Source organism: Thermogemmatispora aurantia (genome assembly GCF_008974285.1).
In the GTDB taxonomy this organism is placed as follows: Bacteria; Chloroflexota; Ktedonobacteria; order Ktedonobacterales; family Ktedonobacteraceae; genus Thermogemmatispora; species Thermogemmatispora aurantia.
This window is the reverse complement of the sequence record NZ_BKZV01000001.1, coordinates 735,756-760,004: the sequence shown is the minus strand read 5'-3', so window position 1 is coordinate 760,004 and position 24,249 is coordinate 735,756. Positions and strand designations below refer to the sequence as shown.

Here is a 24,249-nt window from a genome sequence, read left to right as displayed (position 1 = left end):
AGAGCGTCGAGCTGACGCCCCACTTAGGTTGTCAGGGAAGAGGCTGGCTGATTGGCTGACTAGCCGATCGAGGAATGACTGACTGAGGAGGGAGCCAGTCCGACGAAGCAACCGAGGCGGCGGGCGGGCAGCGAGGGAACGAGTGTCAGTCAAAGAGTCATTGTCGCTCAAGAAGGACAGGCGTCCTGCCTGCCGTGCGGCTCGGAGGAGGCCAGCGTAATAGCAGGAGCAGGAGACCTGAGAAAAGCGCCCTCTGAAAGAGACGTGAGCGTTCCCACGCAAGCCAGAGGGAGAAGAGCCAGCGACCTCCCGGCTGCGAGAGCGCAATCCGGCGGCAGTCGCGCCGGACAAGCCAGGCGAAGAGAGAGCAAGCCCGGCAGGGAGGCGTCCCGTACGTATCCGGTGCTCGTCTACCCTGTGCAAGAGGAACGAGTGGCCCGGCACAACAACCGATGGAACTCCACAGTGTGGAGGACGCGGGACCACGTGCCGGGCGTTTGCGTATGTTGAAGGAGGAAAGGAAGAAGAGCTATGGCCGAGGCTCATACAGCAGAAACCATCGGCGACCTGCAAGCGCACCCTGCCATTGCACCAGTCGAGTTTGAGCTAGATGGGCGAGAGAAATTTGTCGGTGAAGGGTTGACCTTCGACGACGTCCTGATCATTCCGGCGGCCTCGCGGGTTCTGCCCCGCGACGTTTCGACCAAAGCCCGTCTCACACGTACCATCAGCGTCAACATCCCCATTGTCAGCGCCGCTATGGACACGGTCACCGAAGCGCGTATGGCCATTGCCCTCGCGCGCGAAGGCGGTATCGGTGTCATCCACCGCAACCTCTCGATTGAGGACCAGGCGCGCGAAGTTGATAAAGTCAAGCGCTCCGAGTCCGGCATGATCACCGACCCTGTCACCCTTGGGCCAGAGGCCTCGCTGCGCGAAGCGTTGCAGGCGATGGAGCACTTCCACATCTCTGGCATCCCAGTGGTCGAGAACGGCAGACTGGTTGGCATCCTCACCAATCGCGACATCCGCTTTGAGACCAACCTTGATCGGCCCGTCTCAGAGCTAATGACGCGCGAGAACCTGATCACCGTGCCGGTAGGCACCACTCTGGAACAAGCCCGCGATATCCTCCATCGCTACAAGATTGAGAAACTCCCCGTCGTCGACGAGCATGGCATGCTGCGCGGCCTCATTACCATCAAAGACATCCAGAAGAAAATTCTCTATCCCAACGCGGCCAAGGACGAGTACGGGCGCCTGCGGGTTGCCGCCGCTGTCGGTGTTGGACCCGACACCGACGCGCGGGCCGCGGCCCTGGTCGAAGAGGGGGCTGACGTCCTGGTCGTCGATACCTCGCATGGTCATTCCCAGATGGTACTGGATACTGTGGCCCGTCTCAAGCACCTCTTCGGCGACCGTGTCCAGATTATGGCTGGCAACGTTGTCACCGGCGAAGCCACAGAAGCCCTGATTCAGGCGGGGGCTGATGCCGTCAAGGTAGGTATTGGGGCTGGCTCTATCTGCACCACGCGTGTCATCGCCGGCGTTGGCATGCCGCAGGTCACCGCTATCTATGAGTGTGCGCGGGTGGCCCGCCGCTATGGCGTCCCGATCGTTGGCGACGGCGGCATCCAGTACTCGGGCGATATTGCCAAGGCCATCGCCGCTGGCGCCGACACCGTCATGCTAGGCAGCCTCCTGGCCGGTGTCGATGAAAGCCCTGGTGAGCTGATCATCTCCCACGGCGAGCGCTTCAAAGACTACCGCGGCATGGGTTCGATCGCGGCTATGAAGCAGCGCAGCTATAGCAAGGATCGCTACTTCCAGGGTGATATCGGTGATGAGTCGCAGCTGATCGCCGAAGGGATTGAGGCCCGCGTCCCCTACAAAGGCATGTTGGGGCCGCTCGTGCATCAGCTGGTTGGCGGATTGCGTCAGGCTATGGGCTATGCGGGCTGCGCCACTATTGAAGAGATGCAGACGCGTACGCGCTTTGTGCGCATTACCAGCGCTGGCCTGCGTGAGAGCCATCCACACGATGTGATGATTACCAAAGAGGCGCCCAACTACGGAACCAAGTTCCGCTAGGCTCAGTGGGCCATCGGAGTGGATTGCAGTGGCTTGTCGCAGCCCTGGTCGACAACCTCTGCAATCCACTCGTCGCTCCTCCTGGCCTGTCAGCAGCGCCAGGCGCAGAGACAAGACCTGAGCAAGGTGCGCGATCTGTTCTGCTCTGCTGCGCTAGCGCTTTGGGAGCTGGCTGCCTGGCGGCTTTTCCTGACCCTGGAGCCGGGCGAGCTCCAGCTCGGCGTTGATCAGCCGGCGCTGGAAGTCTGCCGCTACCTCGCGCAGCTCTTCCAGCTGCTGCCGCAGTGCTACACAGACAGAGTCTCTGTCGGCAACCGTACTGGCGTGATCGGGAGGCTGGGAGAGCATCCGAGGCGTGGGCCTGATCTCATCAGCGGCCTGAGACTGGCCGTTGCGAGCCAGGTAGGCAAAAAGTTCGTCCCAGGGGTAAGGCCCGGGGCAGTAGCTACGTCCCTGTGGATCGAGCGAGAAATGACCGGTAATGCCCCCTTGGGCATCGGCTCGCCGCCGCGGAATGCCATGCCGCTCACACAGATGGTCAATCAATAAAAAGCTGGCCTGCTTTTGGGCCTCGGTCAGCTCGTCGCTGTTATCGCGCCTCAGCTTATGATGCTCGATCGAAAGCGTCGCATAGTTGGGATTGCTGATTGTTCTCCACCAGCGGTCATGCCCCCGACTCACTGCGCCGTTGCCCCAGGCGGCATCGGCCTCACGTACAAGCTGGAAGATGCGCCCATCGCGTGCAATGAGATAATGCGTGCTCACCTCCGTCTCGGGACGCTGGAAAAAGGCAACCACCTCTTCGGCAGTGGCGAAACCGGCGGTCCCATGCACGATGATCCAGCGTGGTCGCTCCCCTCGCCGACCGGCGAAGTAATGAGGCGAAGGGCGCCACAGCGCCCCTGGTTCGTCCATAACTCCTCCTGGATTGGGTTGAATGCTCATTTACCCGACATGGAGCGTGCTGCCTGCGATCATCCCAATAACTGCTACCCTTCCTGGTACGGCCTGCCTATCCTGCTCCTGGCCAGGTCTGACCCAAGACCGGGATAGCCGATGTATTGCTCATCCATCTACATATAACCATTAGCCAAGAAGTCTCACCTGGTTGCGCTCTCAAGCCGTATCGTATACAATACCAGCAGTCCCCGTATGGCAGAGCATAGGCGGGAACAGGCTGAATAATTGGCACCGGTGTTCCCTTCATCCACCTGCCGCGAGGTGCAACCCGTTCAGATATTCTTGTGGCTTCTTTTGCTCGCTAGCTGATAGGCGAGGCAGGGCAATTCTATTCTATACGATCGACCGACCGACCGACTTACCAACCGACCCGTTGCGGTGGTGCGTTCCGTGAGAGACGGAGGAGAGCATGGTTGACCTGAAGCAGGCACTAGGCCGCTTCCTAACCATCCCAGGCGTGAGGATGGCCATCCTTGTCGGACGCGATGGCCTGCTGATCGAGGGGGTCCCCCGCGATAGCAAGGAGGACCTCGAAGCTGTGGGGGCCATTATGACTAGCGGCCTGAGCGCCGCAGAGGCTCTGGGACGGGAGGTCGCTCGCGGCGGGCTTGTTGGCGCTCTTGTCGAGTTTGAACATGGCCTGGTGAGCGCTGACCCCCTGGGCGACTTCGCGCTGATCGTGACGGTGTTCGACTCCGCTTCAGCGCTGGGGCGGGTCCGCCATCTAGTCAAAAGTAGCCGCGATGAGATCCTCGAAGCGCTCGATATCGCTTGATCAGGCGCCGTCGCTCACTCGCTCGCTCACTGGCTTGCTCGTTCGTTTCTCTTTTTCTATTGTTCGTTCGTTCTTTCTTTCTTACTTCGGTTTGTTCATGACGCCCGCTGCTCGCTGGCGCTCATGAGGCTGTGCCTGTGCTGTGCACGCTAAGCTTGTTGTACCGGACCGGAGGCGGCGCGTACATGGAGCAATTATCAAATCTGGTTATTTCGGATCATGAACTTGAGGCTATCCGGGCGACACTGAGCAAGTTGTTGCACGATACCAGCGCGTCCACTGTGATGTTGCTCGATAAGAGCGGCCAGGTGATCTCTAACTTCGGCAATGGGGTGCGCCGCAATGTGACTTCCCTGGGCGCCTTGCTGGCCGGCGCGTTCTCTTCCTCTCGCCAGGTGGCCGAACTCCTCGGCGAGAAGGATTTCCGTACGATCTTCCAGCAGGGCATGCACGAGAATATCTATACTACCCTGGTCGAAGAACAGTGGCTGCTGGTGATCGTCTTCGATAAACTAACCCATATCGGCCTGGTGAAGGTCTTGTCTAAAAAAGCGACCGATGAGCTGGTGCGCGTGCTCGCGCGCGTCAAAGCCGATACGTCTCGCCGAAAGACGTCGGTCATTAATGTGGAATTCCGTTCCTCTGTCGAGGATACGATCGATTTGCTTTTCCGCGATTAGGGCCTGCTTCCGAGGTAACTGGTTTCTATGGCTCTTATCAATATCGCTACTCACGAGATCCATTGCAAAATTGTCTACTACGGCATTGGATATTGTGGGAAGACTACCAATCTGCAGTACGTGTATAAGAGCATTAACCCCGCTATCCGCGGCGAGATGCTCTCTATCGCGACTGAGACTGAGCGCACGCTCTTTTTCGATTTCCTCCCCCTCGACCTCGGTACTGTGCATGGTTTCCGCACTCGCTTCCATTTGTATACGGTGCCCGGGCAGATTCTCTACGAGCGTACTCGCCTGGCTGTCCTCAATGGCGCCGATGGAATTGTCTTTGTCGTCGATTCTCAGGCGGAAAAATTTGAGGAGAACGTCCAGAGCATCGCCGAGCTGGAGATGTATATGCGCCGCCTCGGCAAGGATCTCAGCCATTTCCCCTTTGTGATGCAGTGGAATAAGCGTGATCTCCCTTCGGCTTTGCCTGTCCACGTGCTTGACCGCTACCTGAATCGTCGACGGGTGCCAGCTTTCGAGGCGGTGGCTTCCAGTGGCATCGGGGTCTTCGCGACCCTGCGCGCTATTAGTAAGAGTGTGATCGCGCAGCTCTAGCCTCGCTTGAGTAGGCGGTTGCCTGCTCTTTCTTTATCTGACTCCGGCCAGGCGCGGTTGAGGCCGTGACGGGATCGGGCGCGTAACTTCATCTTCTGCTGGCCTTGTGCTGTTATGGGTGCGACGGAAGATGCTGTGGTGGGGTGGACGGAATAGGATGAGGTGAGTGGCTCCAGGCAACGAGTGGTCTGCTTAGTGGCTGCTTTCTGTGCTCCTTCCTGTCTGATCAGACTTGTCCAAGATGCGCATTTATGGCTGTGACTTCACCAGTGCTCCCTGCCGTCGTAAGCCGATAGTGGTGGCTGTTGGCCAGTTAGAGGGCAGGCGTTTGACCATCCTGAGCCTAGAAGACTGCTCCGACTGGGCTGCCTTCGAAACCTATCTGCGTCTCCCTGGCCCCTGGCTAGCGGCTCTGGATCTCCCCTTTGGTCTACCTGCGACGGTCGTGAAGACGCTCGGCTGGCCGACACCCTGGGCAGACTATGTGTCGCTCGTAGCTCGGCTGGAGTTACCTACCTTCCTGGCGCTTCTCCAGCGCTATAGTGCTGGCCAACCGCCAGGTCTGAAGCTGCCACGCCGGCCTACCGACGTTCTGGCTCAGGCGCGCAGCCCCTTGATGCGTCAGCGCGTGCCTCTGGCTCGGATGTTCTGGCAGGGAGCGCCGCGTCTGCTGACCAGCGGCGCCTGCATTCTGCCCTGCCACCCGACGGAGGCTGAGCGTTTTATCCTGGAGGGCTATCCCGCTCTGGTAGCACGACGTTGGCTGGGGCGCCAGCCCTACAAAGGGGAGGGCCGAGAGCAGAACACCGCCGCCCGTCGTCAGGCACGGGTCCGCCTGCTAACGGCTCTGACCTCTTTCGAATTGACTCAGAGCTATGGCCTGACGCTCGTCCTCCCTGCAATCTGCCGATCCGCCTGCCTGGATGATGCGCGTGGCGACCGTCTTGATGCCCTGCTCTGCGCTATCCAGGCTGCCTGGGCAGCGCAGGCCAGCGGGGACGTGAGCGCTCTCACTCCTCAACAGCTCCGAGAGCGTCTGTGGACGCTTCTGCCTGTCGGCTGCAATCCCGATGAGGGCTGGATCTACGACCCGGCGCTTGTCGCCAGTGCTCGCGCCAGCGGATCACTTCTCTCGCAGACGAGCTGTCGTCCCGCTTCACAGCAGCACGCTGATAATCCCAGCCAGGGTCACAATGACGCCGATGATCGCTGTCAAGGACGGGATCTCATGCAGCCAGAGAATGCCGAGCAAAATGCCTCCAGTCACCTCCTGGGTAGCGATCAGATTGGCATAAGTGGCATGCAGCGTCCGTAGCGAGGCATTGTAAAGCGTATGCCCCAAGCCGAGGGGCAGGACTCCCAAAGCAATCACCGCCCCCAGGGCTGGCAGCGGATAAGTATGGCGAAAGGCGAAGTAGAGCATTACCGGCAGGAGCCAAAGCGCTGCCAGACCGTAGACGTAGAAGGTATAGCGGAAAAGCGGATGCCGATCCCGTTCGCCACGCCCGGCGATCGAATAGATGCCGTAGCAGATAGCCGAGAGCAGAGCCAGGCTATCTCCCAGGAGCATGCAATGTCCTTCTTGAGGCTGGCAAGCGGTGTAGTGCGGCTCAAAACCGGCCATGAAGGCTACCCCGATTACTGCCACCACAATGCCGATGTACTTGCGCATTGGCAGAGCCTCGCGCAATACCAGAGCGGAGAAGAGCGTCACGAAAATTGGCGAGGTGTAGACGATGGCCAGGGAATGAGCGATAGTCGTGAAGCTCAGAGAGGCGATGTAAAAAATAAAGTGCAGAGCTGTCACCAGCCCGTAGAGCAGGAAGCGCGGCAAATCTCGGGGACTCAGCAGCAGTGACTGGTGCGTCACCAGTCCCAATAGCAACACGAGCAGGGCGGCAATCGCCAGGCGCCAGAAAGCGATTTCGACAGAAGTAAAAGGGGTGGCAAGGCGAATAAAGACGGGGCTTGTTGAAAAAAAGAAAACCGCCAGACAGGCATAGAACAGACCCTGCCAGGAGCGGCGTTCTGTACCGAGGCCAGTGGAAACAGTGGCCTCGGCCTCGATCTCTTGGGGGGAATGAGACTGCATCATGCTCCTCCTAGCGTTGTCCACACCCGCTCAGTCAGACGGCGTGAAGCGGCACAGTATCTTCCACGGGGCTGAACGAGTGGGTGAGTGGGGACCAACAATCCAGCCAACTGCAGGCAACCCAGACCGCTTGCAGTCTGTTGACGGTTTGTTTACTGTCTGTTTGTCTAGCTGCCTGTCTGCTGCCAGGCAGACCGGCCTTTCTTCTAGGCTGGGCTGAGCGAGGCCTGGCAGCGGCTGGAACGGCTCGACCTTCTGCCAGCGCTCGCTCATACGCTGCCGGTACTCTGAACATGCCAGAGCCGCTGACTCGACTTCAACCGTGCCCTGAGAAGCTAGGGACGGAGGGTAGCAATCAGACGCTTTGGATAGAAGAGGAGGTCGATCCCATCGATGGGGTTGCGCACCAGCACATCGGCGGCTTGCAAAGCCTCACGTGCCACTCCTTCGGGTCCCAGGACTGCCACGCCGATGGCTGCCCGGCGTAGCATTCCGGCATCGTTGACACCATTACCGAAGGCGATCACATTAGCCGGACCTAGCTCCTCAACATAACGTGTCTTCTCCTCGCCTGTATCGATCACGTGCAGCGGCAGGCCCAGGCTGCGCTCCAGGGCAGCAACCTGGCCGTGTGTCGCCGCTGTCAGCAGGTGGATAGAGAGAAAACTGGCCAGACGCTTCAAGCGGCTCACGACCTCGGGCCAGGGCTTTCCATCGAAGGCCAAAGTACCGTTGATATCAAAGACAGCATGCTTCAGTTCAATAGTCTCTCTTTGCGGAATCTCGATCCTGATCATTTCTATCAACTAATAAGCATCATGCGCTCAGAGAATGATGAGCTGGCCACTGCCAGCTTTGTCCCCTAGCTAGCGAAGTAACAATGCCAGCCACAAGGTAGAACTGGCATGGCGGCCAAATGAACCAAGCTGAACAGGCGGGAGAGAGGTAGTCAGCCTGGTGTCCGCTTGTCCGCTGAGGCCACCGACGCCAGCTTCTCTGCCTGGCCGCCCGATGGATGGATGCGGCTGGCGGGCGACATCAGCCGGACAAGCCTACTCGGGCGTCCCTCTCTGCCTGCAAGGCAGACCATAATAAGAATAAGAAATTGCCGAGCAGAAGGACTGGCGGACCCTTCTTGCCCAGGCAGGCAGAGTGAAGGACAGGCGTGTTTACAGTTCACAGCTGTCCCGGCTTATGACCCTATCTCGGCAAATGGCCCCTCACGGTGGGCGACCATCTCTAGCAGTGCCTGTAAGCCCTCACGCGCACCGTGACGCTGGGTCGCACTCAAATTCGTAGCTGCCTGGAACTCATCTTCATCCAGCACCTGCACCCTCCCCTGACGGTCAACCCAGACGTCGAGAAACAGATCAACCTGCTCGATACGATCGTCCTGGATCACCGCTGGCTCGGCAATATTGCAATACCAACCCTTGCGCTGACCATCCTTCCCTGCAATGGCGAAGATGTTGAACCAGCGGTCAGTATAATAATACTCCGTAAAGCAGTCGCCCGTTTCGAAGCGCGCATAGCCAAGATCGCGATCGGGCCACGTCCAGAAGGCGCGGATGATGCAGGTGCGCGAGGTAGCAGCGAGCACTTCACCCTGATAGGAGAAGAGCGCCTCACCTTGCGGATTTTTCTTAATAACGGTGATCATCGTATGCGCTCCTCGCGGCAATCCCACACGGGTCGGACCACGGCCTGCATGACTCATCCGTCCTGGGAGAAGGGTAGCAGCAAGAGCCGGCCTTGTCAAGTGGCGAGAGCCAGATGAGAAAACCGCCGGAACGCAATAGAGAGCACTCAAATGGCAGAAGATCCTCTTCCCATAAGGAAGGTGAGCATGCTGATCAGATTGAGTAGCGGTAACCAGAGGAGCAAGGCGCTGGCGTTCTGGCCCGGCCCTGTCTCCCTGGTCAAGAAGCGCGCATTAAGCCAGCACCTGGACTGTCTTGCTCTACTCACTTGCTATGCTATACTAACAGCGTATGCTGAGTCTTGATTTACTGCGCCAGCATCCCGATCTAGTACGGAAAGGACTCCAGAAGCGCCAGGTCTCTGTTGCTCTAGAGGAGATCGTGCGCCTGGCCGAGCAGCGCGATGGCCTGGCCAGGCGCTGCGAGGGACTCTATGGATCGCTCAAGAATCTGCGAGAGCAATGCCGGGCAGCTCCAGTCAGCCAGCGCGCCAGGCTTGAACAGCAAATCACAAGCATCGGGGAAGAAATTCGAACGCTGGAATTGCAGATCGCTGATCTAGAGACACATCTGCGCCTGTCACTTTTACCATTGCCCAATTTGCCCCACTCTGATGTCCCCACCGGCTTCTTGCGTTCGGCCAATCGCGAGCTACGCCGCTGGGGCGTTCCCATGAGCTTCTATTTTCCCCCGCGCTCATATCGCGAGCTGGGTAGTGAGCTGGGCATACTCGATAGCGTTGCCGGCAGCCGCCTGAGTGGCAATCAGTTTATGGTCGTGAGAGGCCCGGGAGCCAGGCTGCTGCGGGCGCTGGTGACCTTTGCCCTCGACTTCTTCACGCATGAGTGGGACTACAGAGAGGTGCAGCTGCCTCTTCTGATGAAATACGGTGCCCTGCTGGCCGCCGGACAGTTCCCTCCCCTGGAGACCCAGAGCTATAGCTGTCAGGCCGATGAACTCTATCTGAACCCCGGAGGCGCGACATCCCTGGTGAATCTGTACAGCGACATGCTGCTTACTGCCGAGACTATGCCCGTGCGCTTGGTCACCTGGACCCCCGTCTTTCACCGCGATGGTGGCTCGGCCTCACTTCCTCCAAGTGCGGCTCGCCTGCCCTGGCACCAGCTCAGCGAGGTACAACTGCTATTGTTGGTTGCTCCGAACGAATCATACACAGTCTTGCAAACACTGTTGTTTCAAATTGAAACACTGTTGCAGCGTCTGGAGCTAGCCTATCGGGTCGTCATGCTCTGTAGCGGCCAGTTGCCCTTCGCTGCAGCGATGACCCTGACGATCGAAGCCTGGCTACCAGCCCAACGCCGCTTTCTCCCCCTGGCCTCCATGAGCAACCATGAGGGCTTCCTGACGCGCCGCGCCAACATCCGCTATCGGAGCCCCGCTGGCCAAATCGACTATCCCCACAGTCTGGGCGCCTGCGCCCTGAGCATTGAGCAGACGTTGGCCACCATTCTGGAGGTCTACCAGCAGGCAGATGGAAGTGTGGTAGTGCCCAAGGTGCTCCGTCCCATGATGGGCCTCTCCTTGCTCACTTCACACTGAACGCGATTCTAACAAATGTTTGTTCTCGCCATGACAAAGTGTCCACGATGTTGTCAATCCTTGTTATGCAATGCATAAGACAATGACCCAAATGGTATGCTCGCAACGGCCCTAATCTTCCAAATTGAAACCGGTTGTGGTAAACTATCTAGCGGAGGGGTGGCAGAGCGGTCGAATGCAGCCGTCTTGAAAACGGCCGGGCGATGAGCCCCGGGGGTTCGAATCCCCCCCCCTCCGCCCTGCGTTGATAGATAGCGGCTGGCCTGTGTCCATAGCCCGGGGGGTGCTGTGGGGACAGTGCGATTTTGTGTTTATGCGGCTGTGTCCGTAGATGGATAGGGTCATACTCACGCTATCGAACAAGGTCGTTTGATGCCAACGCTGCTCAACGTTGTTGAATTTGACTCGGGTCGTATTCTGTTTGTAGATATTGCTGATGTCTCTCACGCATGCCGTGCTTGCTGGAGGCGAGAATTATACTTAGATGTACACGCATGCACGTACACGCGCAGCAGGGGCATTGCGACAGGCGGTGAATTGCTGTGTCTACGGTGAGTTTTGCGACGACGTTAGATCGGGTCAATCTGGCTGATCTCTTGCGGCGCCTGGAGGCCCATGAGAAGAGCGGGATGCTGGTTGTAAAGCAAGGTGCTCTCTGGGTGGAGCTGTATTTTAGCCAGGGGCGTTTGCTCTGTATCGGCCCAGTGCGTGCTCAGCTGACGCTGGGCGACCGCTTGGTACAGGCTGGAGTGATCTCCCAGGCTGCTCTCTCCAACGCGATGACAGTCCTGCGAGAACGCGGCGAGGAGCCTGGTGAGACTCGCATCGCTCTGATCCTGATGGAACTGGGCTATGCAACGCGCGAGCAATTGCGTGCCTGGGCCGCGCGCGAAGCCTCTCGCGTGCTTGAGGTCCTTCTCTCATGGCGCTCAGGCGAGGTGTATTTCGAAGAGGGGCGCACGCCTCCTCCGTCTCGCTTGCTGGTCTCTCTCTCCCCCTCCACTCTCTTGCCTGTCCCGTCTGCTCACTCTGTCCCTGCGCCGTCGTCGCAGCTTATCCAAAACCAGGGGTCGCCTTCCGGCTCCGACCCGGTGTCCGCGCCTGCTGCTTACCCTGGTTCGCTGCCTCCCTCTCAGGTGCCCTATGAGCAGCCGTCGTTGTCGCAACCTCTCTCTCCTTCATCACAGCCCCAGCCGCCTCAACTAGCCACCCAGGGGCCGGGACAGGTCTCCCAGCAGCCTACCCCGACTCCTCAACCGCGTGTAACTCAGGCTCTGCCTGAGACGGGCGCTGCTCCTCAGCGCCAGGAGCGTGCTCGCATCGATCTCAGTTCGCTCTTTGACCCCGATGCCCTGGCTCGCCTCTCGGCGGTCGCTTCTGATGCTCCCTCTTCCACCGCAGCGGCCAATGCGGGAGAAGCGGCCTCTGCTCAACGACAGCCTGCTGGGAAACAGCAGGCCGCCCCAACCTCCGGGGCGTTGGCTAACCTGCCGGCTCCTCGCCCCATTATGACGCCCTATACGCCGCGGCGTGTTGATGTCTCTTTTATCCATCCCGAGGCCAGGCTGATCCCGCCTGATTTACAGGCCCTGCGCTCTGGCAGCGTGGAGATTCCTCTGACCCCCGATGAGTGGCGTGTCTTTGGCTGTATTACTGGAGAGTCAACGCCGCTGCAGATCGCTCAGCGTCTGGGGATGCCGCTAGAGCAGGTCTATGTTGTGATCGGAGAGTTGATGGCGCTGGGCCTGATCCAACATCCTTACAGTATGCAGCCGCAGTATCCTGTCCAGGAGTTTTCTCCGGCTGCTCTGCCTCCAATGGCTGATCCCTATGCGCCTCAGTCGCAAATGTCAAGCTCGCCGCCCTGGATACCAGCCCAGGCGCAGGCGTGGCCAGCTCCGCCTCAGACTCCCCAGACCACGGGTGCATTCGCTCCCACTGCCTCCGCGGTCCCTCAGTCACCGATCTATGTGGAGACCGAATCGCAGTGGGGCAACGGTGGCAATGGGGCCCGCTTCATCGTGGGTCGTGGTTGGGGGGTCCAGCCAACACGACCGCTCTCGCCCGCTAGTCCCGCCCAGCCTCCGTATCCGGCCTCGGTGCCTGTTGGTGGCTCCCAACCCGGCAGATAGTCAGGCTGCATGCAGGTGAGCATGGTGGCCGCTAGCAGAGGGGGCCTCACCGGTAGGGAGGCCGCCCCTGTTCGCTTGGTCATGGTAATTGCGTAGGCCGCTGGCTCCCCCCGGGCAAGCCGAAATGGCGGCCTCCTTGTGAACTGAACTGGAATGGAAGGGTGGGGACGATGTCGCAGGGTTCAGGACCGCGTTATGGCTCTCGGCCCGCTGCAAGCTCGCCTGAAGCGCATGAGGATGAGGCACTACTGATCGAGTTGGAGCGTTGCGGCCTGGTCATTGGACGTAGCCAGCCAATGCGTCAGATCGCGACGCTCATTCGCCAGGTGGCAGCTTTCCCAACCACGACAGTCCTGCTCCAGGGGGAGAGCGGTACTGGTAAGGAAGTTGTCGCTTACGCTATCCATGCTCTCAGCGGCGGTTCCGCTCGCCAGTTTGTGGCCATTAATTGTGCGGCCATTCCCGAAACCTTGTTAGAGACAGAACTGTTCGGCGTGGAAGCTGGTGCCTATACCGATGCTCGGGTGACGCGCGACGGCTACCTGGCGCGGGCCGATGGCGGCACGCTCTTTCTTGATGAGATCGCTTCGATGCCCCTCGTGCTCCAATCCAAGCTCTTACGCTTCTTGGAAACACGCTCCTTCCGCCGCGTTGGTGGCACCACTGAGATTCAGGTCCGCCTGCGCGTGATCTCTGCCTCGAACGTCGATCTCGCAGCGGCAGTTGCCCGGAAGGAGTTCCGCGAGGATCTCTTCTATCGCCTAAAGGTCTTCACCATTCATATTCCCCCTCTGCGCGAACATCCTGAGGATATCGCTCCGCTGGTCGAGTACTTTTTACGTCAGCAGCGGGGGGAAGAAGGCCGTCCGCGCCGTCTCAGTCCCGAGGCCCTGGCCCTCTTGGAGCGCTACAGCTGGCCCGGTAATGTGCGCGAGCTACGCAGCGTCGTCCAGCATGGCCAGATTATGTGTGAAGGCGATGAGATCCGCGTTGAGCATCTCCCTGCCTATTTGCAGTCTGCCTGCAGCAGTGCCCTACAGCGCTTGCTGGAACTCAAAGAGCAGCTCCATCTCCCCCCCGAAGGGATTAATTTAGAGGAGTTTCTCGCTGAAATCGAGCAGCGTTTTGTCTATGAGGCCCTGGAACGCTGTAACTATAACCAGGTGCGGGCGGCAGCCTTGCTGGGCCTCTCGCGCGACCAGTTACGCTATCGCCTGACACGAGTTGGCACTGGGAGAGGACGGCAGCATCGTTAGAGCACGGACGTCCCATGGACGGGCAGGTCCATGCTCCTCCGACTGCATAGCGTTCTCTCGCTCGCTGGCGACTACTGTCAACTCAGTTATTCCGCTATTCCTCCGGCCAATCGAGCATGATGGCTTGCGCCGTCTCTCCCGGCTTGAGAATCTTGCCCCCTTCTGGAACGATCACCAGGGCGTTGGCGTTTAGCAGAGAGGTGGTAATATGTGATCCCTGGTGACCGGTGGTGCGTGCTACAAAGCGGCCCTGCTCCCGGCGTACCTGAGCACGTACGTAATGACGGCGTGGCGTGCGCTCGCTGACGCCGTCCTCGACCGTGACCTCTACCTGGGGACGGTGCAGACGGCGGTGCCCCAGCAGCTTGCGGATCAGCGGGCGCCCGAATAGCTCGAAGGTCACAGCGGCTGAGACAGGATTGCCTGGTAGCCCTAGCAGCGGGACCTGTCCAATGCGCCCAAAGGCCAGCGGCTTGCCAGGACGCATGTTGATTTGCCAAAAGTCGATGACCCCCTGCTCATTCATAATGCGCTTGACCAGGTCGAACTCGCCAACAGAGACGCCGCCAGAGGTAATGATGAGGTCGTGTTGCATGGCCTGACTGAAGACCTGGCGCAAGCTCTCCTCGGTATCGCGTGCCACTCCCAGGCGCAGGGCTTCAGCTCCGGCGCGGCGCACTGCCGCCTCCAGCAGATAACCGTTGCTGTTGCGAATCTTGCCCGGTTGCAACGGCTCCCCCACGTCGATAATCTCGTCTCCCGTGCTGACAATCGCGACACGCGGGCGACGAATCACCTTCACGCGGGCCTGTCCCACAGTGGCCAGGACGCCGATCTCCCACGGGCCGATCTCACTTCCCTGGCTTAACACCCGCTGTCCGCGGCGGATGTCTTCACCAGCGGCGCGAATGTTATTCCCCGGCGCTACCTCCTGGAGGATCTCGACCCAGCTGCTATCGGTGGGATCGCTGCGCGTCAGCTCGATCTGGATCACAGCATCGGCCCCACGCGGTACCGGAGCACCGGTCATGATGCGCATGGCGGTGCCTGGCTCGATAGCCTGCTCTGTTACATAGCCCGCGGCGATCGTCCCGATGACGCGCAGACGGGCCGGACGCCCATGCTCCATGCGCGTGTCTGCGCTGCGCAGTGCGTAGCCGTCCATTGCCGAATTGGCGAAGGGCGGAAGATCTTCCTTGGCGATAACGTCCTCAGCGAGGACCAGCCCCGCGGCTTCCGCCAGAGCAACGGTTATAGCTGGCAGCGGTTGAATCGTGGCCAGCATACGTTCCTGCGCTTCCTCTACACTGATCATAGGCCCTCTTCCTTTGCTCTGTCTTGGCTCGCGCCTGCCAGGGTGGAAGAATATGGCAGGGCGAGCGGAAGGAACAACACGGCCAGCCAAAAGCAAAGAGCCTGGCAAACCAGAAACAGAGACAGGTCTGCCAGGCTCTTCCCACGATTGCGCTGGTACCTCGTACGGGATTCGAACCCGTGATCTCCGCCTTGAAAGAGCGGCGTCCTAGTCCGCTAGACGAACGAGGCCCAATGACTGCTGCGCGCCAGCGTCTGGTAAAGCGCTGAGATGCTATCGCGCCTGCGTCATCTGGATTGTACTGTATCTGACTCGTTTTGTCAAGCGGCTTTTGGCGACAAGCTCTTCCGAGCTGCTTAAGACTGGCGCGCGCCGACCGCTGACCAATGCCATTGCTGAGGACAGGTATAGTCGAGAACCGCGACGTTGCCAGGCTCTGCAATGGCCACCACAACAAACTGGGGAACGCTCGGTTCCTGCAGCTGATTCGCTCGATCGGGGAGCTGGACGCTAATGCCATCCAGCTCATGAATATGTGAGATGGTGGCCTCGACAGTGGCCAGCTGGCGCAGAATAACGGTAACACTGAAGCTGAGGCTGTGGTCATAAGCGTCGATGGCCACAAAATGCGGAATAATTGTGTCCTGCGCGTTGCGAAAAGGATCTTGGAAGGTAAAGTCTGTCTTGTAGGGATTGTCAGGGGTGGCGCGCAGATAGGCATAGGCTTCGGCGCAAAGATGGTACTTGTAGGCGCTGTTAGGACTGCGGACCAGTTGGACGCGCGGAGAAGGCGGGCGTCTAGACGCCAGGCTGGGACCTAGCTGGTGGATGAGGACCAGCACACCCACCAGTAGGAGCGCCGCCGCGAGTGGTACGAGCAGCAGCCCCAACTGCCAACGCTGCTTCATGGCTTCTCTCCCCTTCCAGGAACTGGATGGAAAACTGGCTTTGCCTGATGCCTCCATTCCTGGCAAGGAAGAGACTCATCCCCCGCCTGCTCCGTGACTCAGCGGCCTTTACCCACAGGAGAGACGCTTCTTTCCAGCAGGGGGCAACAACCCTCTCACGGCAGAGAAACTGGCGCTCACCTGGCCGGTCGGTCAGGAGCCGCCGCTTGGCCGGAGGCTGACTACTGTCTCCCCTTCTCCGCAGCTCCTGCGGTCAGATACAGAGATATGTATCTATCTAGCGACCAGCCCGAGAAGAGCGCGGGCGTGAGCGAGCAAAGGTTGTGGACGGAGCGGAGGAAGGGGGCTGGGGTGCTCCTGCCTCCATCTCTGACTCCGGTTCCAGCCACCTGGCCAGGCTAATCAGGAAAGCGATCAGGATCAAGACATGAAGAACGGTACACCAGAGACAAATGGCATGCAGGCGGACCAGCTCGACGTAGACCAGGTAGAGCACAGTGACCATACCGGCCAGCGACCAGAGGAACTGAGCGGGGCGAAGCCAGGCAGGCTCTGTAGGGCGCAGCAAGCTCACCAGCGCCAGCCCAGCCAGGATCAGGCACCAGCCCAGGCCAGGCAGCGAGATAGGAAGCGTTGTCCCGGGCACCACCGCGTAGCTGCTGCTGAGCACATGCGCGCAGTCAATGGCACCCGAGGCAGGACAGACCAGCGGCGCATCTTGATAATGCACGATAGTCAGGTAGATCGCATCTCCCATGCCTACCAGTGCGAGCAGAAGAACCAGGAGCTGCAAGCCTGAACGTCGTAGTAACAGTTCCATCAAGTCAGACTCTTCGATACAAAATCGGTGACAACAGCACTCTCTGTAGAGAGGATACTGCGCGGTTCCCTCTCTGTCAAGGGTCAATCGAGTGCTACAATAGAGACGGCCTCTTGCGGCCCGGGCTGTGAGGATGCTGCCCTGTGCTTGCTGCTTGATATGGAGGAGACTGAGAATGGGACAGCGCATTGTCCAGGTCGATGCTTTTACTGATCGTCCTTTTGCCGGTAATCCGGCGGCAGTTTGCTTGTTAGTGGAGCCGCGTGACGAGCGCTGGATGCAGCTTGTCGCGCGCGAGATGAATCTCTCGGAAACGGCTTTCCTGCTCCCAGAAGGGGATGGTTATCGCCTGCGCTGGTTCACGCCGACAGTGGAAGTCGATCTTTGTGGCCATGCTACCCTGGCCAGCGCGCACATCCTCTGGGAAGAGGGGTTGTTGCGGTCAGATGATCTGGCTCGTTTCTATACACGCAGCGGCCTGCTGACCGCTCGTCGTCTGGATGGCTGGATCGAGATGGATTTCCCGGCGACGCCGGCCACAGCTACGACCCCTCCGCCGGGCTTGAGCGAAGCCCTGGGCGTAACCCCGCGCCAGGTTGCCAGGAACCAGTTCGATTATCTGATTGAGCTGGAGAGCGAGGAAGCGGTGCGTGCTCTCCAGCCGGACCTGACTCGCCTGCTGACCATTCCCGCGCGGGGCTTCATTGTAACCAGCCGTGCCAGCGGCCAGGACTATGATTTCGTCTCACGCTTCTTTGGGCCTGCTGTTGGAGTTAACGAGGACCCGGTCACTGGTTCTGCTCACTGTACGCTGGCTCCTTTCTGGTGTAGCCGTCTCGGACGTCCGGCTTTGACGGGTTACCAGGCTTCTGCTCGCGGCGGTCTAGTGCGTGTACGTCTGGCGGGAGAGCGAGTCTTTCTCAGCGGCCAGGCGGTCACCGTGTTGCGCGCCGAGTGCTTTTTCTAAGGGAAGCTACCGGGGCCGTTCTCCCCTCTAGTCTGGATGAGGAAGGGGGAGAGCGCTGAGCGTCGACTGCCTGGGCTAGCGGAAGACGTAGCCCACGCCGCGCACGGTCTGAATCAGCTTGGGAGAAGCCGGGTCTTCTTCTAATTTCTCGCGCAACCAGCGGATGTGAACGTCGACGGTGCGGGTGTCGCCGGCGTAGTCGTAGCCCCAGACGTGGTGCAAGAGTTGATCGCGGGTCAGCACCGTTCCGCGATTGCGCACCAGATAGACCAGGAGATCGAATTGCTTCGGCTGCATTTCGATCTCCTGATCGCGACACCAGACCCGTCGTCCAGGCAAGTCGATGCGTACGGGTCCGGCAATCAGCTCCCGAGCACTGCGCCGCGACTGAGCAGTGGCCTCTGGCGTCATGCTGCCCCCTTCGGGAGGCGCCTGCGTAAGGGGATAGGCGGCACGGCGCAATAAAGCACGCACGCGCGCCAGGAGTTCGCGGCGCCCGAAGGGTTTGGTCACATAATCGTCGGCCCCCACTTCAAGGCCCACAACCCTATCGATCTCTTCCCCGCGCGCTGTCAGGAGCATAATCGGAGTGGTAGCTGTGGCCGGCTCCCGTCGGAGCTGCCGGCAAACCTCCAGGCCGTCAATCTCTGGCAGCATGATATCCAGAATGATCAGCTGCGGTCGCTCGCGCCGTGCCAGCTCCAGGGCGGCTCTGCCGTCAAGCGCCGTGAGCACCTGATAGCCCTCCTGTTCCAGACTGTAGGCAATGGCCTCAACAAGGACCTCTTCGTCATCGACCACCAGGATCTTCTCGCGTTGTCCTCTGATCATAGTGACGCTCTCATCCTTAACTGAAGCGCCCGCTGATGTAGTCCTCTGTCTCTCGCTGCCGCGGTCGCTTGAACAGCTCGGCGGTCGGCCCATATTCAATTAATCTGCCGTTAAGGAAGAAACCGGTATATTGTGAAATGCGTGCAGCTTGAGACATATTATGGGTCACAATGACAATGGTGTATTCCTTGCTGATCGAGAGCAGCAACTCCTCGATCTTGAGCGTTGCGATGGGATCGAGCGCCGAGCATGGTTCATCAAGCAGGAGCACCTCGGGATGCAGTGCCAGGGCGCGGGCGATGCAGAGCCGCTGCTGCTGTCCGCCCGAGAGACCGAGAGCGGAGGCTTTCAGGCGGTCCTTGACTTCGTCCCAGAGCGCCGCGGCTCGCAGGCTGCGCTCGACCTCCTCCTGAATTTGCCGACGTGGCTTTCTCTGGATGCGCAGGCCATAGGCGATGTTGTCAAAGATCGACTTTGGGAAAGGATTAGGACGCTGGAAAACCATGCCGATGCGCTGACGGAGGCGGATGACATCGATGGCCGGGTCGTAGATATTCTCGCCGTCAAAGATCGCTTCTCCCTCGATGCGCGTCTCGGGAATAAGATCGTTCATGCGATTGAGTGTACGTAGAAAGGTGGATTTGCCGCAGCCGGATGGCCCGATCAGGGCGGTGATCTGCCGCTGGCGAATCGGGAGCGAGATATCGAAAAGCACCTGGTGCGTCCCGTAGTAGAAATTGAGGTGCCTGACCTCAATCGCAACCCTGGCGTTCTGGTCCAGCGGCTGACCTGGCTCAACGGCCCCAAGGGCGTGGTGTAGCCGAAGATCGACAGGGGGCGTCTCGGATTGCTGACTGGCGAGACGCCCCTCCGTCGCTGGCAACCGCGAGTATGGCCCACTCATATTGCTCTCCATTGCCTTTCCTCGCAGCCGCATCAGCTAGAGAAGCTGATACTCCTTGTGAAGAGGAATAGCGGTATCTACGATCAAACGATTATTCGTCACGATGAGGCGAATGTAGCGCCCCGCGAGGGCTTTGCTGATAAAGTACGGGCGCCCTTCGTAGGAAATGTGACCGCTACGGGCCACTTTCCTTGAGAAGATGCTGACGCCCTCTGGGAAGGTACTACCCGCGGTGCTCACCGTGTTCTTGCTCTCTGCTGCGGTATCCTTCACGGTAATCCCCTCTCTTGTAGCTGAGTTATCTTGAGCAACTCGACTAGCCGAAACGTCCACTGATGTAGTCTTCAGTCTCTTTCTTGCGCGGGTGAGTGAAGAGCTGTTGAGTCTCTCCCTCTTCGATCAGGTGGCCGTGCAAGAAGAAGGCTGTGCGGTCCGCGATACGTGCGGCCTGCTGCATGTTATGGGTGACGACCACAATGGTGTACTGTCGCTTAAGATAGGTGATCAACTCCTCCACCTGGAGGGTGGAGATAGGGTCAAGGGCCGAGCATGGCTCGTCCATGAGCAGAACCTCTGGCTCCAGGGCCAGGGCGCGGGCAATGCACAGACGTTGTTGTTGCCCGCCTGAGAGGCTGGTGGCCGGGCTATGCAGGCGGTCTTTGACCTCCTCCCAGAGCGCGGCCTGCTGGAGACTGCGCTCGACCAGTTCCTTCAGCCTCGATCCATGCAGCCCCAGATTGAGCCGTGGTCCGATAGCCACGTTCTCGAAGATGCTGCGTGTCGGCAGTGGATTGGGCTGTTGGAAGACCATACCGATGTGGCGCCTGACGTTCATGGGGCGAATGCCGCGTCCATAGATATCGAGGCCATTGGCGATCACCCTGCCCTCAACGCGGGCGCCGGGGAGGGTCTCGTGGAGACGGTTGAGGCAGCGCACGAGTGTCGATTTGCCGCAGCCGGATGGCCCGATCAGGGCGGTGACACTCAGTGGGGGCACCGTCAGGTTGATATCAAAGAGGGCCTGCTTACGTCCGTACCAGGCATTGAGCTGCTCGATGCTGAGCGCCATCCCCGCCGGCCTTGACACGCTCCTGCTTGTCTGCTCTACGATTGCCTGATCCATAGGCGAGCTTCCTTCCTTCTTGTCCTCCTACCGGCCTGAACCTTGCTGCTCATCGTTGTTTGAAGCCGCCTGCAGCCAGGCGCACAGCCAGGGAGGCGAGAAGGATCAGGACGATGAGCACGAAGGCACCTGCGTAAGCTTGATTGACCTGTTGTTGATAAGGGCTGAGGGTGAACTGGAAGATGCGCAGTGGCAGAGCATCCATCGGCTGGGTGACATCGGTATTCCAGAAAGTCGTCCCGAAGGCAGTCATCAGCAGAGGCGCCGTCTCTCCAGCCACGCGCGCCATGGCCAGCACCACGCCTGTGATGATCCCGTTGCGCGCCGCGGGAAGCACTATCTGCAAGATGGTGCGCGCCTCCGTGGCTCCCAGTGCTAGCGAGGCCTCGCGTAGCTCGCGCGGTACCAGGCGCAGCACGTCCTCCGAGGTACGTGTCACAATGGGAATCATGATCATGCCGAGGGCGAAACCGCCGGCCAGACCCGAGAAGCTTTGCATAGGGATGACGATCAGAACCCAAGCCAGCAGGCCAAAGATGATGGTCGGGATGCCGTTGAGGACATCGACCAGAAAGCGCACTCCCTGGGCGAAAGGCCCGCGTCCAAATTCAGCCAGGTAGATGCCAGTGAAAAGTCCCAGCGGTACCCCCATCAGCGAGGCCAGAGCGATCAGGATCAGACTACCCTGAAAGGCTTCGCCCATGCCGCCACCCGGCTCGCCGTTCGGGGTCGGGAGTTGCGTGAAGAAGTCGAGGTTGATGTAGCGCAGGCCCTGGCTCAACACATAGCAGAGCAGGTAGATCAGTAGTCCGGCGGCGAAAAGAGCCGCCAGGGTGGTGAAAAGAACGACCAGGGCATTCACCAGGCGCCGCCGTAGGTTCAGGGAGGAGCGTGTAGCCAGAAATGGGTGAAGGCGGCTCTCCCCTGACTGCAGAGTCGAGGAAGAAGATGATGATGTTGGCATAGGCACGCTCATGGGCGCCCTCCTCTGCTTCCTTGGGCCTGGCGCTGGAGGCTGGCGATCAACCAGCGCGCCAGGATATTGGTGATCAAGGTGATGATGAAGAGGATGAGGCCGGCTTCGATAATGGCCGAGAGGAAGAGGCCGGGCGTCGCTTCGCCAAACTGGTTAGCAATGACGCTGGCCAGGGTATAGCCGGGCGTGAAGAGGCTGAGGCTTGGCTCGTTGGCCTGGTTACCGATGATCATGGTGACAGCCATCGTCTCGCCAAGGGCTCGCCCCAGGGCCAGAATGACACCGCCCAGAATGCCCACGCGCGCAAAAGGTAGCACGGCGTGGCGAATGACTTCCCAGCGAGTGGCTCCGAGCGCGAGCAGAGCCTCGCGTTGAGCGATGGGGGTCACCAGCATTACTTCGCGTGAGACTGAGATAATGAGGGGCAGGATCATCATTGTCAAGACGATGCCGGCCCCAAGGTAGCCGACGCCCTCCGGTTGCCCCGCGAATAGCGGCAGGAAGCCCAAGTGTTGCTGGAGCCAAGGCTCGCCGGCATTGTGTAGCCAGGGAGCGAGTACGAGAAAGCCCCAGAGGCCATAGATGACGCTCGGGATGGCGGCCAGCAGGTCAATCAGAAAGGCTAGAACGAACCGCAGCGGGCGTGGACAGAAGTCGACAAGGAAAATGGCAGCTCCCAGCCCCAGCGGTACGGCGAAGATGAGGGCAAAAGCTGAGGTCATCAGGGTCCCGAAGATGGCTGGCAAGACCCCGTAGACGTCGTGAACTGGATCAAAGGCTTTGTTAGTCAGGAAGCTAAAGCCGAAACGTCTGATGGTGGGCAGTGAATTGCTGATGAGAATCCAGGCTGTGCCCGCAACCAGCCCGAGAACGATCAGAACGAACAGCAGGGTAATGCCGCGGAAGAACAGGTCCCCGGGTCGCTGAATGCGCAATATCCGTTGCCAGCCTAACCACTGCTGACGTGCTTTGCTAAGGCTGACTCTCTCCTGGCTCATGCACCCTCCCCTGGCTCTCTACTCCCTAGGTGATGAGGCAGGGGCTGATCTTTGTAAGATACAGCTCCCTGCCTATGCTTGCTTGGCTGATCTTGCTCGTCAGCTCGCCGACGCGCTCTTCAGGAGCCGCTGTAGCAAGCGCTGCTGCCACAACGCATGGCCTTGATTTGGGCCTCATCCTTGCTGACGATTGTGTCTGGCAGTGGCACATAGTTGAGCGTCTGCGCATACTGCTGCCCGTCATGTACCATCCACCAGAGCAGGCGCGCCAGGGCCTGGCCCTTATCGCTGTTGCTCTGGTTCTGGTAGACTACGACCCATGAGAAGCCGGTGATTGGATAGGCATTGTCGCCGCTGCCGTTGACGATATAGAAGCGCAGGTCTGCCGGGATATTGCTGAAGCTCTCGGCGTCGGCTTTGGCGCTGTCAAGTGAGGGCGCAACAAACTTCCCAGCGGCGTTCTGGAGCAGGGCGTAGGGAATATTGTTGGCAAGAACGTAGGACAGCTCAACGTAGCCAATGGCGCCATCGGTGTTCTTGACCTGCCCGGCGACGCCGGAGCTTCCTTTGGCTCCGACACCCGTGGGCCAGTTAACGGTGGTACCAGCCCCGACCTTGCTCTGCCAGTCTGGACTGACCGCCGAGAGATAGTGCGTGAAGATACTGGTGGTGCCGCTGCCGTCAGAGCGGTGGACGACGGTGATGTTCTTATGGGGCAGGTTGAGGCCGCTATTAATGGCCTTGATCTGCGGGTCGTCCCAGGTGGTAATCTTGCCTTCGTAAATGGCGGCCAGAATCGGCCCTGTCAGCTTGAGCTGGCTGACTCCGCTGAGGTTATAGGAGATGGCCACCGCTCCGATGGTAATCGGGATGTGCAAGATCGGTCCACTGGTGCTCTTGTTGAGCTGATCGTTGGTCATAGGCGCATCAGTGGCACCGAAATCAACAATGTGCTGTAACAGGTTATTAATACCAGCTCCACTTCCTACTGCCTGGTAGTTTACGTTGATACCACATTTTACTTTGGGATATTCCTGGAACATTTTTGAGAATAAAGGATTGTCAAATGTCGATCCAGCGCCCGTAAGCTGCTTGGTCGAAGGGCAGGTACTGCCGCTGCCTGTAGTCGTGCCTCCGCTGGAGCTGTTGCTGTTGCCGCAGGCTGCCAGTAAGGCTAGCAAGCCCAGCAGCAGGAGGGCACCGAGATATCTCAGTCGCGGGCGCCCTCGGTGGCGGAGTGAAGGTGTGAATGGTGTCATAGCGCTGGTTTCCCCTCCTCAGTGACGCTGCCGTGGCGCGACAGCAGCGGAAAATAGATAAGCTGGTTAGCGGACAGGCCGCGCTGCCGGCCTTAGCCGGGCCGCTGTTCCGTTCGGGCGTGCCCTGGCTCTTTTCCGCACCACCCGAATTGTACAGTTATCGCTTTAATGGCCCTTTAAGCGGGGGTTAAGTGCCTTTAAGGGCGGGTTAAAGTTTGCCGAAAGGATAGGAAGGCTCTGTTAAGGAGGTAGGGGCGCCACTCTGCCGAGAGCACCTGGAGTGGCTCCGCAGGGAAGCT

General features: G+C 59.6%; 22 protein-coding genes, 2 tRNA genes and 1 pseudogene. 10 read left to right on the top strand and 15 right to left on the bottom strand.

Annotation, left to right across the window (positions count from 1 at the left end; all coding sequences use genetic code 11):
• The first annotated feature begins 531 nt into the window (after positions 1 to 531).
• Positions 532 to 2,091, top strand: a complete 1,560-nt coding sequence (guaB, locus tag KTAU_RS02905) for an IMP dehydrogenase (protein ID WP_151726938.1) — start codon at positions 532 to 534, stop codon at positions 2,089 to 2,091.
• 153 nt (positions 2,092 to 2,244) lie between these two features.
• Here the strand turns inward: guaB and KTAU_RS02900 are convergent, their stop codons facing one another.
• Positions 2,245 to 3,006: an N-acetylmuramoyl-L-alanine amidase gene (locus tag KTAU_RS02900; RefSeq protein ID WP_170293012.1), complete on the bottom strand. Its 762-nt coding sequence runs from the start codon at positions 3,004 to 3,006 to the stop codon at positions 2,245 to 2,247.
• Between the two features lie 454 nt (positions 3,007 to 3,460).
• Between KTAU_RS02900 and KTAU_RS02895 the strand changes: the two genes are divergently transcribed.
• From KTAU_RS02895 to KTAU_RS21855, 4 genes and pseudogenes are all read left to right on the top strand, one after another.
• Positions 3,461 to 3,826: a roadblock/LC7 domain-containing protein gene (locus KTAU_RS02895; RefSeq protein ID WP_112428463.1), complete on the top strand. Its 366-nt coding sequence runs from the start codon at positions 3,461 to 3,463 to the stop codon at positions 3,824 to 3,826.
• 185 nt (positions 3,827 to 4,011) lie between these two features.
• Positions 4,012 to 4,506, top strand: a complete 495-nt coding sequence (locus KTAU_RS02890; RefSeq protein ID WP_052888162.1) for a roadblock/LC7 domain-containing protein — start codon at positions 4,012 to 4,014, stop codon at positions 4,504 to 4,506.
• Positions 4,507 to 4,533: 27 nt separating this feature from the next.
• Positions 4,534 to 5,109 carry a GTP-binding protein gene (locus tag KTAU_RS02885; RefSeq protein ID WP_151726936.1) on the top strand — a complete coding sequence of 192 codons (576 nt, stop codon included), beginning with the start codon at positions 4,534 to 4,536 and terminating at the stop codon, positions 5,107 to 5,109.
• Positions 5,110 to 5,350: 241 nt separating this feature from the next.
• Positions 5,351 to 6,094: pseudogene (locus KTAU_RS21855) on the top strand (DUF429 domain-containing protein); the annotation flags it as partial.
• Positions 6,095 to 6,265: 171 nt separating this feature from the next.
• On the opposite strand, the gene KTAU_RS02875 reads toward KTAU_RS21855, so the two are convergent.
• From KTAU_RS02875 to KTAU_RS02865, 3 genes are all read right to left on the bottom strand, one after another.
• Positions 6,266 to 7,204 carry a DMT family transporter gene (locus KTAU_RS02875; RefSeq protein WP_151726934.1) on the bottom strand — a complete coding sequence of 313 codons (939 nt, stop codon included), beginning with the start codon at positions 7,202 to 7,204 and terminating at the stop codon, positions 6,266 to 6,268.
• A gap of 332 nt (positions 7,205 to 7,536) precedes the next feature.
• Entirely contained in the window at positions 7,537 to 7,998 is a 462-nt protein-coding gene (locus KTAU_RS02870; RefSeq protein WP_151726933.1) for an HAD family hydrolase, read from the bottom strand.
• Between the two features lie 395 nt (positions 7,999 to 8,393).
• A complete protein-coding gene (locus tag KTAU_RS02865; RefSeq protein WP_170293011.1) occupies positions 8,394 to 8,861 on the bottom strand; it encodes a ribonuclease FAU-1 family protein in 468 nt (155 codons plus the stop codon).
• 331 nt (positions 8,862 to 9,192) lie between these two features.
• Here KTAU_RS02865 and KTAU_RS02860 point away from each other — a divergent pair, with 331 nt between their 5' ends.
• From KTAU_RS02860 to KTAU_RS02845, 4 genes are all read left to right on the top strand, one after another.
• The gene (locus KTAU_RS02860; protein WP_151726931.1) at positions 9,193 to 10,461 is read left to right on the top strand and encodes an aminoacyl--tRNA ligase-related protein; all 1,269 of its coding nucleotides are present in this window, start codon (positions 9,193 to 9,195) and stop codon (positions 10,459 to 10,461) included.
• A 153-nt stretch (positions 10,462 to 10,614) separates the two neighbouring features.
• Positions 10,615 to 10,698, top strand: a tRNA-Ser gene (locus tag KTAU_RS02855).
• Between the two features lie 305 nt (positions 10,699 to 11,003).
• The gene (locus tag KTAU_RS02850) at positions 11,004 to 12,593 is read left to right on the top strand and encodes a DUF4388 domain-containing protein (RefSeq protein ID WP_170293010.1); all 1,590 of its coding nucleotides are present in this window, start codon (positions 11,004 to 11,006) and stop codon (positions 12,591 to 12,593) included.
• A gap of 170 nt (positions 12,594 to 12,763) precedes the next feature.
• A complete protein-coding gene (locus KTAU_RS02845) occupies positions 12,764 to 13,849 on the top strand; it encodes a sigma-54 interaction domain-containing protein (protein ID WP_151726929.1) in 1,086 nt (361 codons plus the stop codon).
• 94 nt (positions 13,850 to 13,943) lie between these two features.
• Here the strand turns inward: KTAU_RS02845 and KTAU_RS02840 are convergent, their stop codons facing one another.
• The 4 genes from KTAU_RS02840 to KTAU_RS02825 form a co-directional block, all read right to left on the bottom strand.
• Complete coding sequence (locus tag KTAU_RS02840) at positions 13,944 to 15,164, bottom strand: molybdopterin molybdotransferase MoeA (protein ID WP_151726928.1); 1,221 nt, start codon at positions 15,162 to 15,164, stop codon at positions 13,944 to 13,946.
• Positions 15,165 to 15,317: 153 nt separating this feature from the next.
• A tRNA-Glu gene (locus tag KTAU_RS02835) sits at positions 15,318 to 15,394 on the bottom strand.
• Positions 15,395 to 15,520: 126 nt separating this feature from the next.
• Positions 15,521 to 16,072, bottom strand: coding sequence for a hypothetical protein (locus KTAU_RS02830; RefSeq protein WP_151726927.1), 552 nt, complete (start codon positions 16,070 to 16,072; stop codon positions 15,521 to 15,523).
• Positions 16,073 to 16,349: 277 nt separating this feature from the next.
• A complete protein-coding gene (locus KTAU_RS02825) occupies positions 16,350 to 16,892 on the bottom strand; it encodes a vitamin K epoxide reductase family protein (protein ID WP_170293009.1) in 543 nt (180 codons plus the stop codon).
• Between the two features lie 175 nt (positions 16,893 to 17,067).
• Between KTAU_RS02825 and KTAU_RS02820 the strand changes: the two genes are divergently transcribed.
• A complete protein-coding gene (locus tag KTAU_RS02820; RefSeq protein ID WP_151726925.1) occupies positions 17,068 to 17,859 on the top strand; it encodes a PhzF family phenazine biosynthesis protein in 792 nt (263 codons plus the stop codon).
• A 75-nt stretch (positions 17,860 to 17,934) separates the two neighbouring features.
• Here the strand turns inward: KTAU_RS02820 and KTAU_RS02815 are convergent, their stop codons facing one another.
• From KTAU_RS02815 to pstS, 7 genes are all read right to left on the bottom strand, one after another.
• Positions 17,935 to 18,690 (bottom strand): response regulator, encoded by a 756-nt coding sequence (locus KTAU_RS02815; RefSeq protein WP_151726924.1) that lies wholly within the window; start codon positions 18,688 to 18,690, stop codon positions 17,935 to 17,937.
• 16 nt (positions 18,691 to 18,706) lie between these two features.
• Positions 18,707 to 19,471 (bottom strand): phosphate ABC transporter ATP-binding protein PstB, encoded by a 765-nt coding sequence (pstB, locus tag KTAU_RS02810; protein ID WP_371875059.1) that lies wholly within the window; start codon positions 19,469 to 19,471, stop codon positions 18,707 to 18,709.
• Between the two features lie 159 nt (positions 19,472 to 19,630).
• On the bottom strand, positions 19,631 to 19,867 hold the full coding sequence (locus tag KTAU_RS02805; protein WP_228026291.1) for a hypothetical protein: 237 nt from the start codon (positions 19,865 to 19,867) through the stop codon (positions 19,631 to 19,633).
• A 43-nt stretch (positions 19,868 to 19,910) separates the two neighbouring features.
• A complete protein-coding gene (gene pstB, locus KTAU_RS02800) occupies positions 19,911 to 20,663 on the bottom strand; it encodes a phosphate ABC transporter ATP-binding protein PstB (RefSeq protein WP_151727650.1) in 753 nt (250 codons plus the stop codon).
• 103 nt (positions 20,664 to 20,766) lie between these two features.
• Entirely contained in the window at positions 20,767 to 21,693 is a 927-nt protein-coding gene (gene pstA, locus KTAU_RS02795; RefSeq protein WP_228026290.1) for a phosphate ABC transporter permease PstA, read from the bottom strand.
• The gene (gene pstC, locus KTAU_RS02790; RefSeq protein ID WP_151726923.1) at positions 21,690 to 22,691 is read right to left on the bottom strand and encodes a phosphate ABC transporter permease subunit PstC; all 1,002 of its coding nucleotides are present in this window, start codon (positions 22,689 to 22,691) and stop codon (positions 21,690 to 21,692) included. Before pstC ends, pstA begins: the two co-directional genes overlap by 4 nt.
• A gap of 119 nt (positions 22,692 to 22,810) precedes the next feature.
• Complete coding sequence (gene pstS, locus KTAU_RS02785; protein WP_151726922.1) at positions 22,811 to 23,950, bottom strand: phosphate ABC transporter substrate-binding protein PstS; 1,140 nt, start codon at positions 23,948 to 23,950, stop codon at positions 22,811 to 22,813.
• Positions 23,951 to 24,249 lie beyond the last annotated feature (299 nt).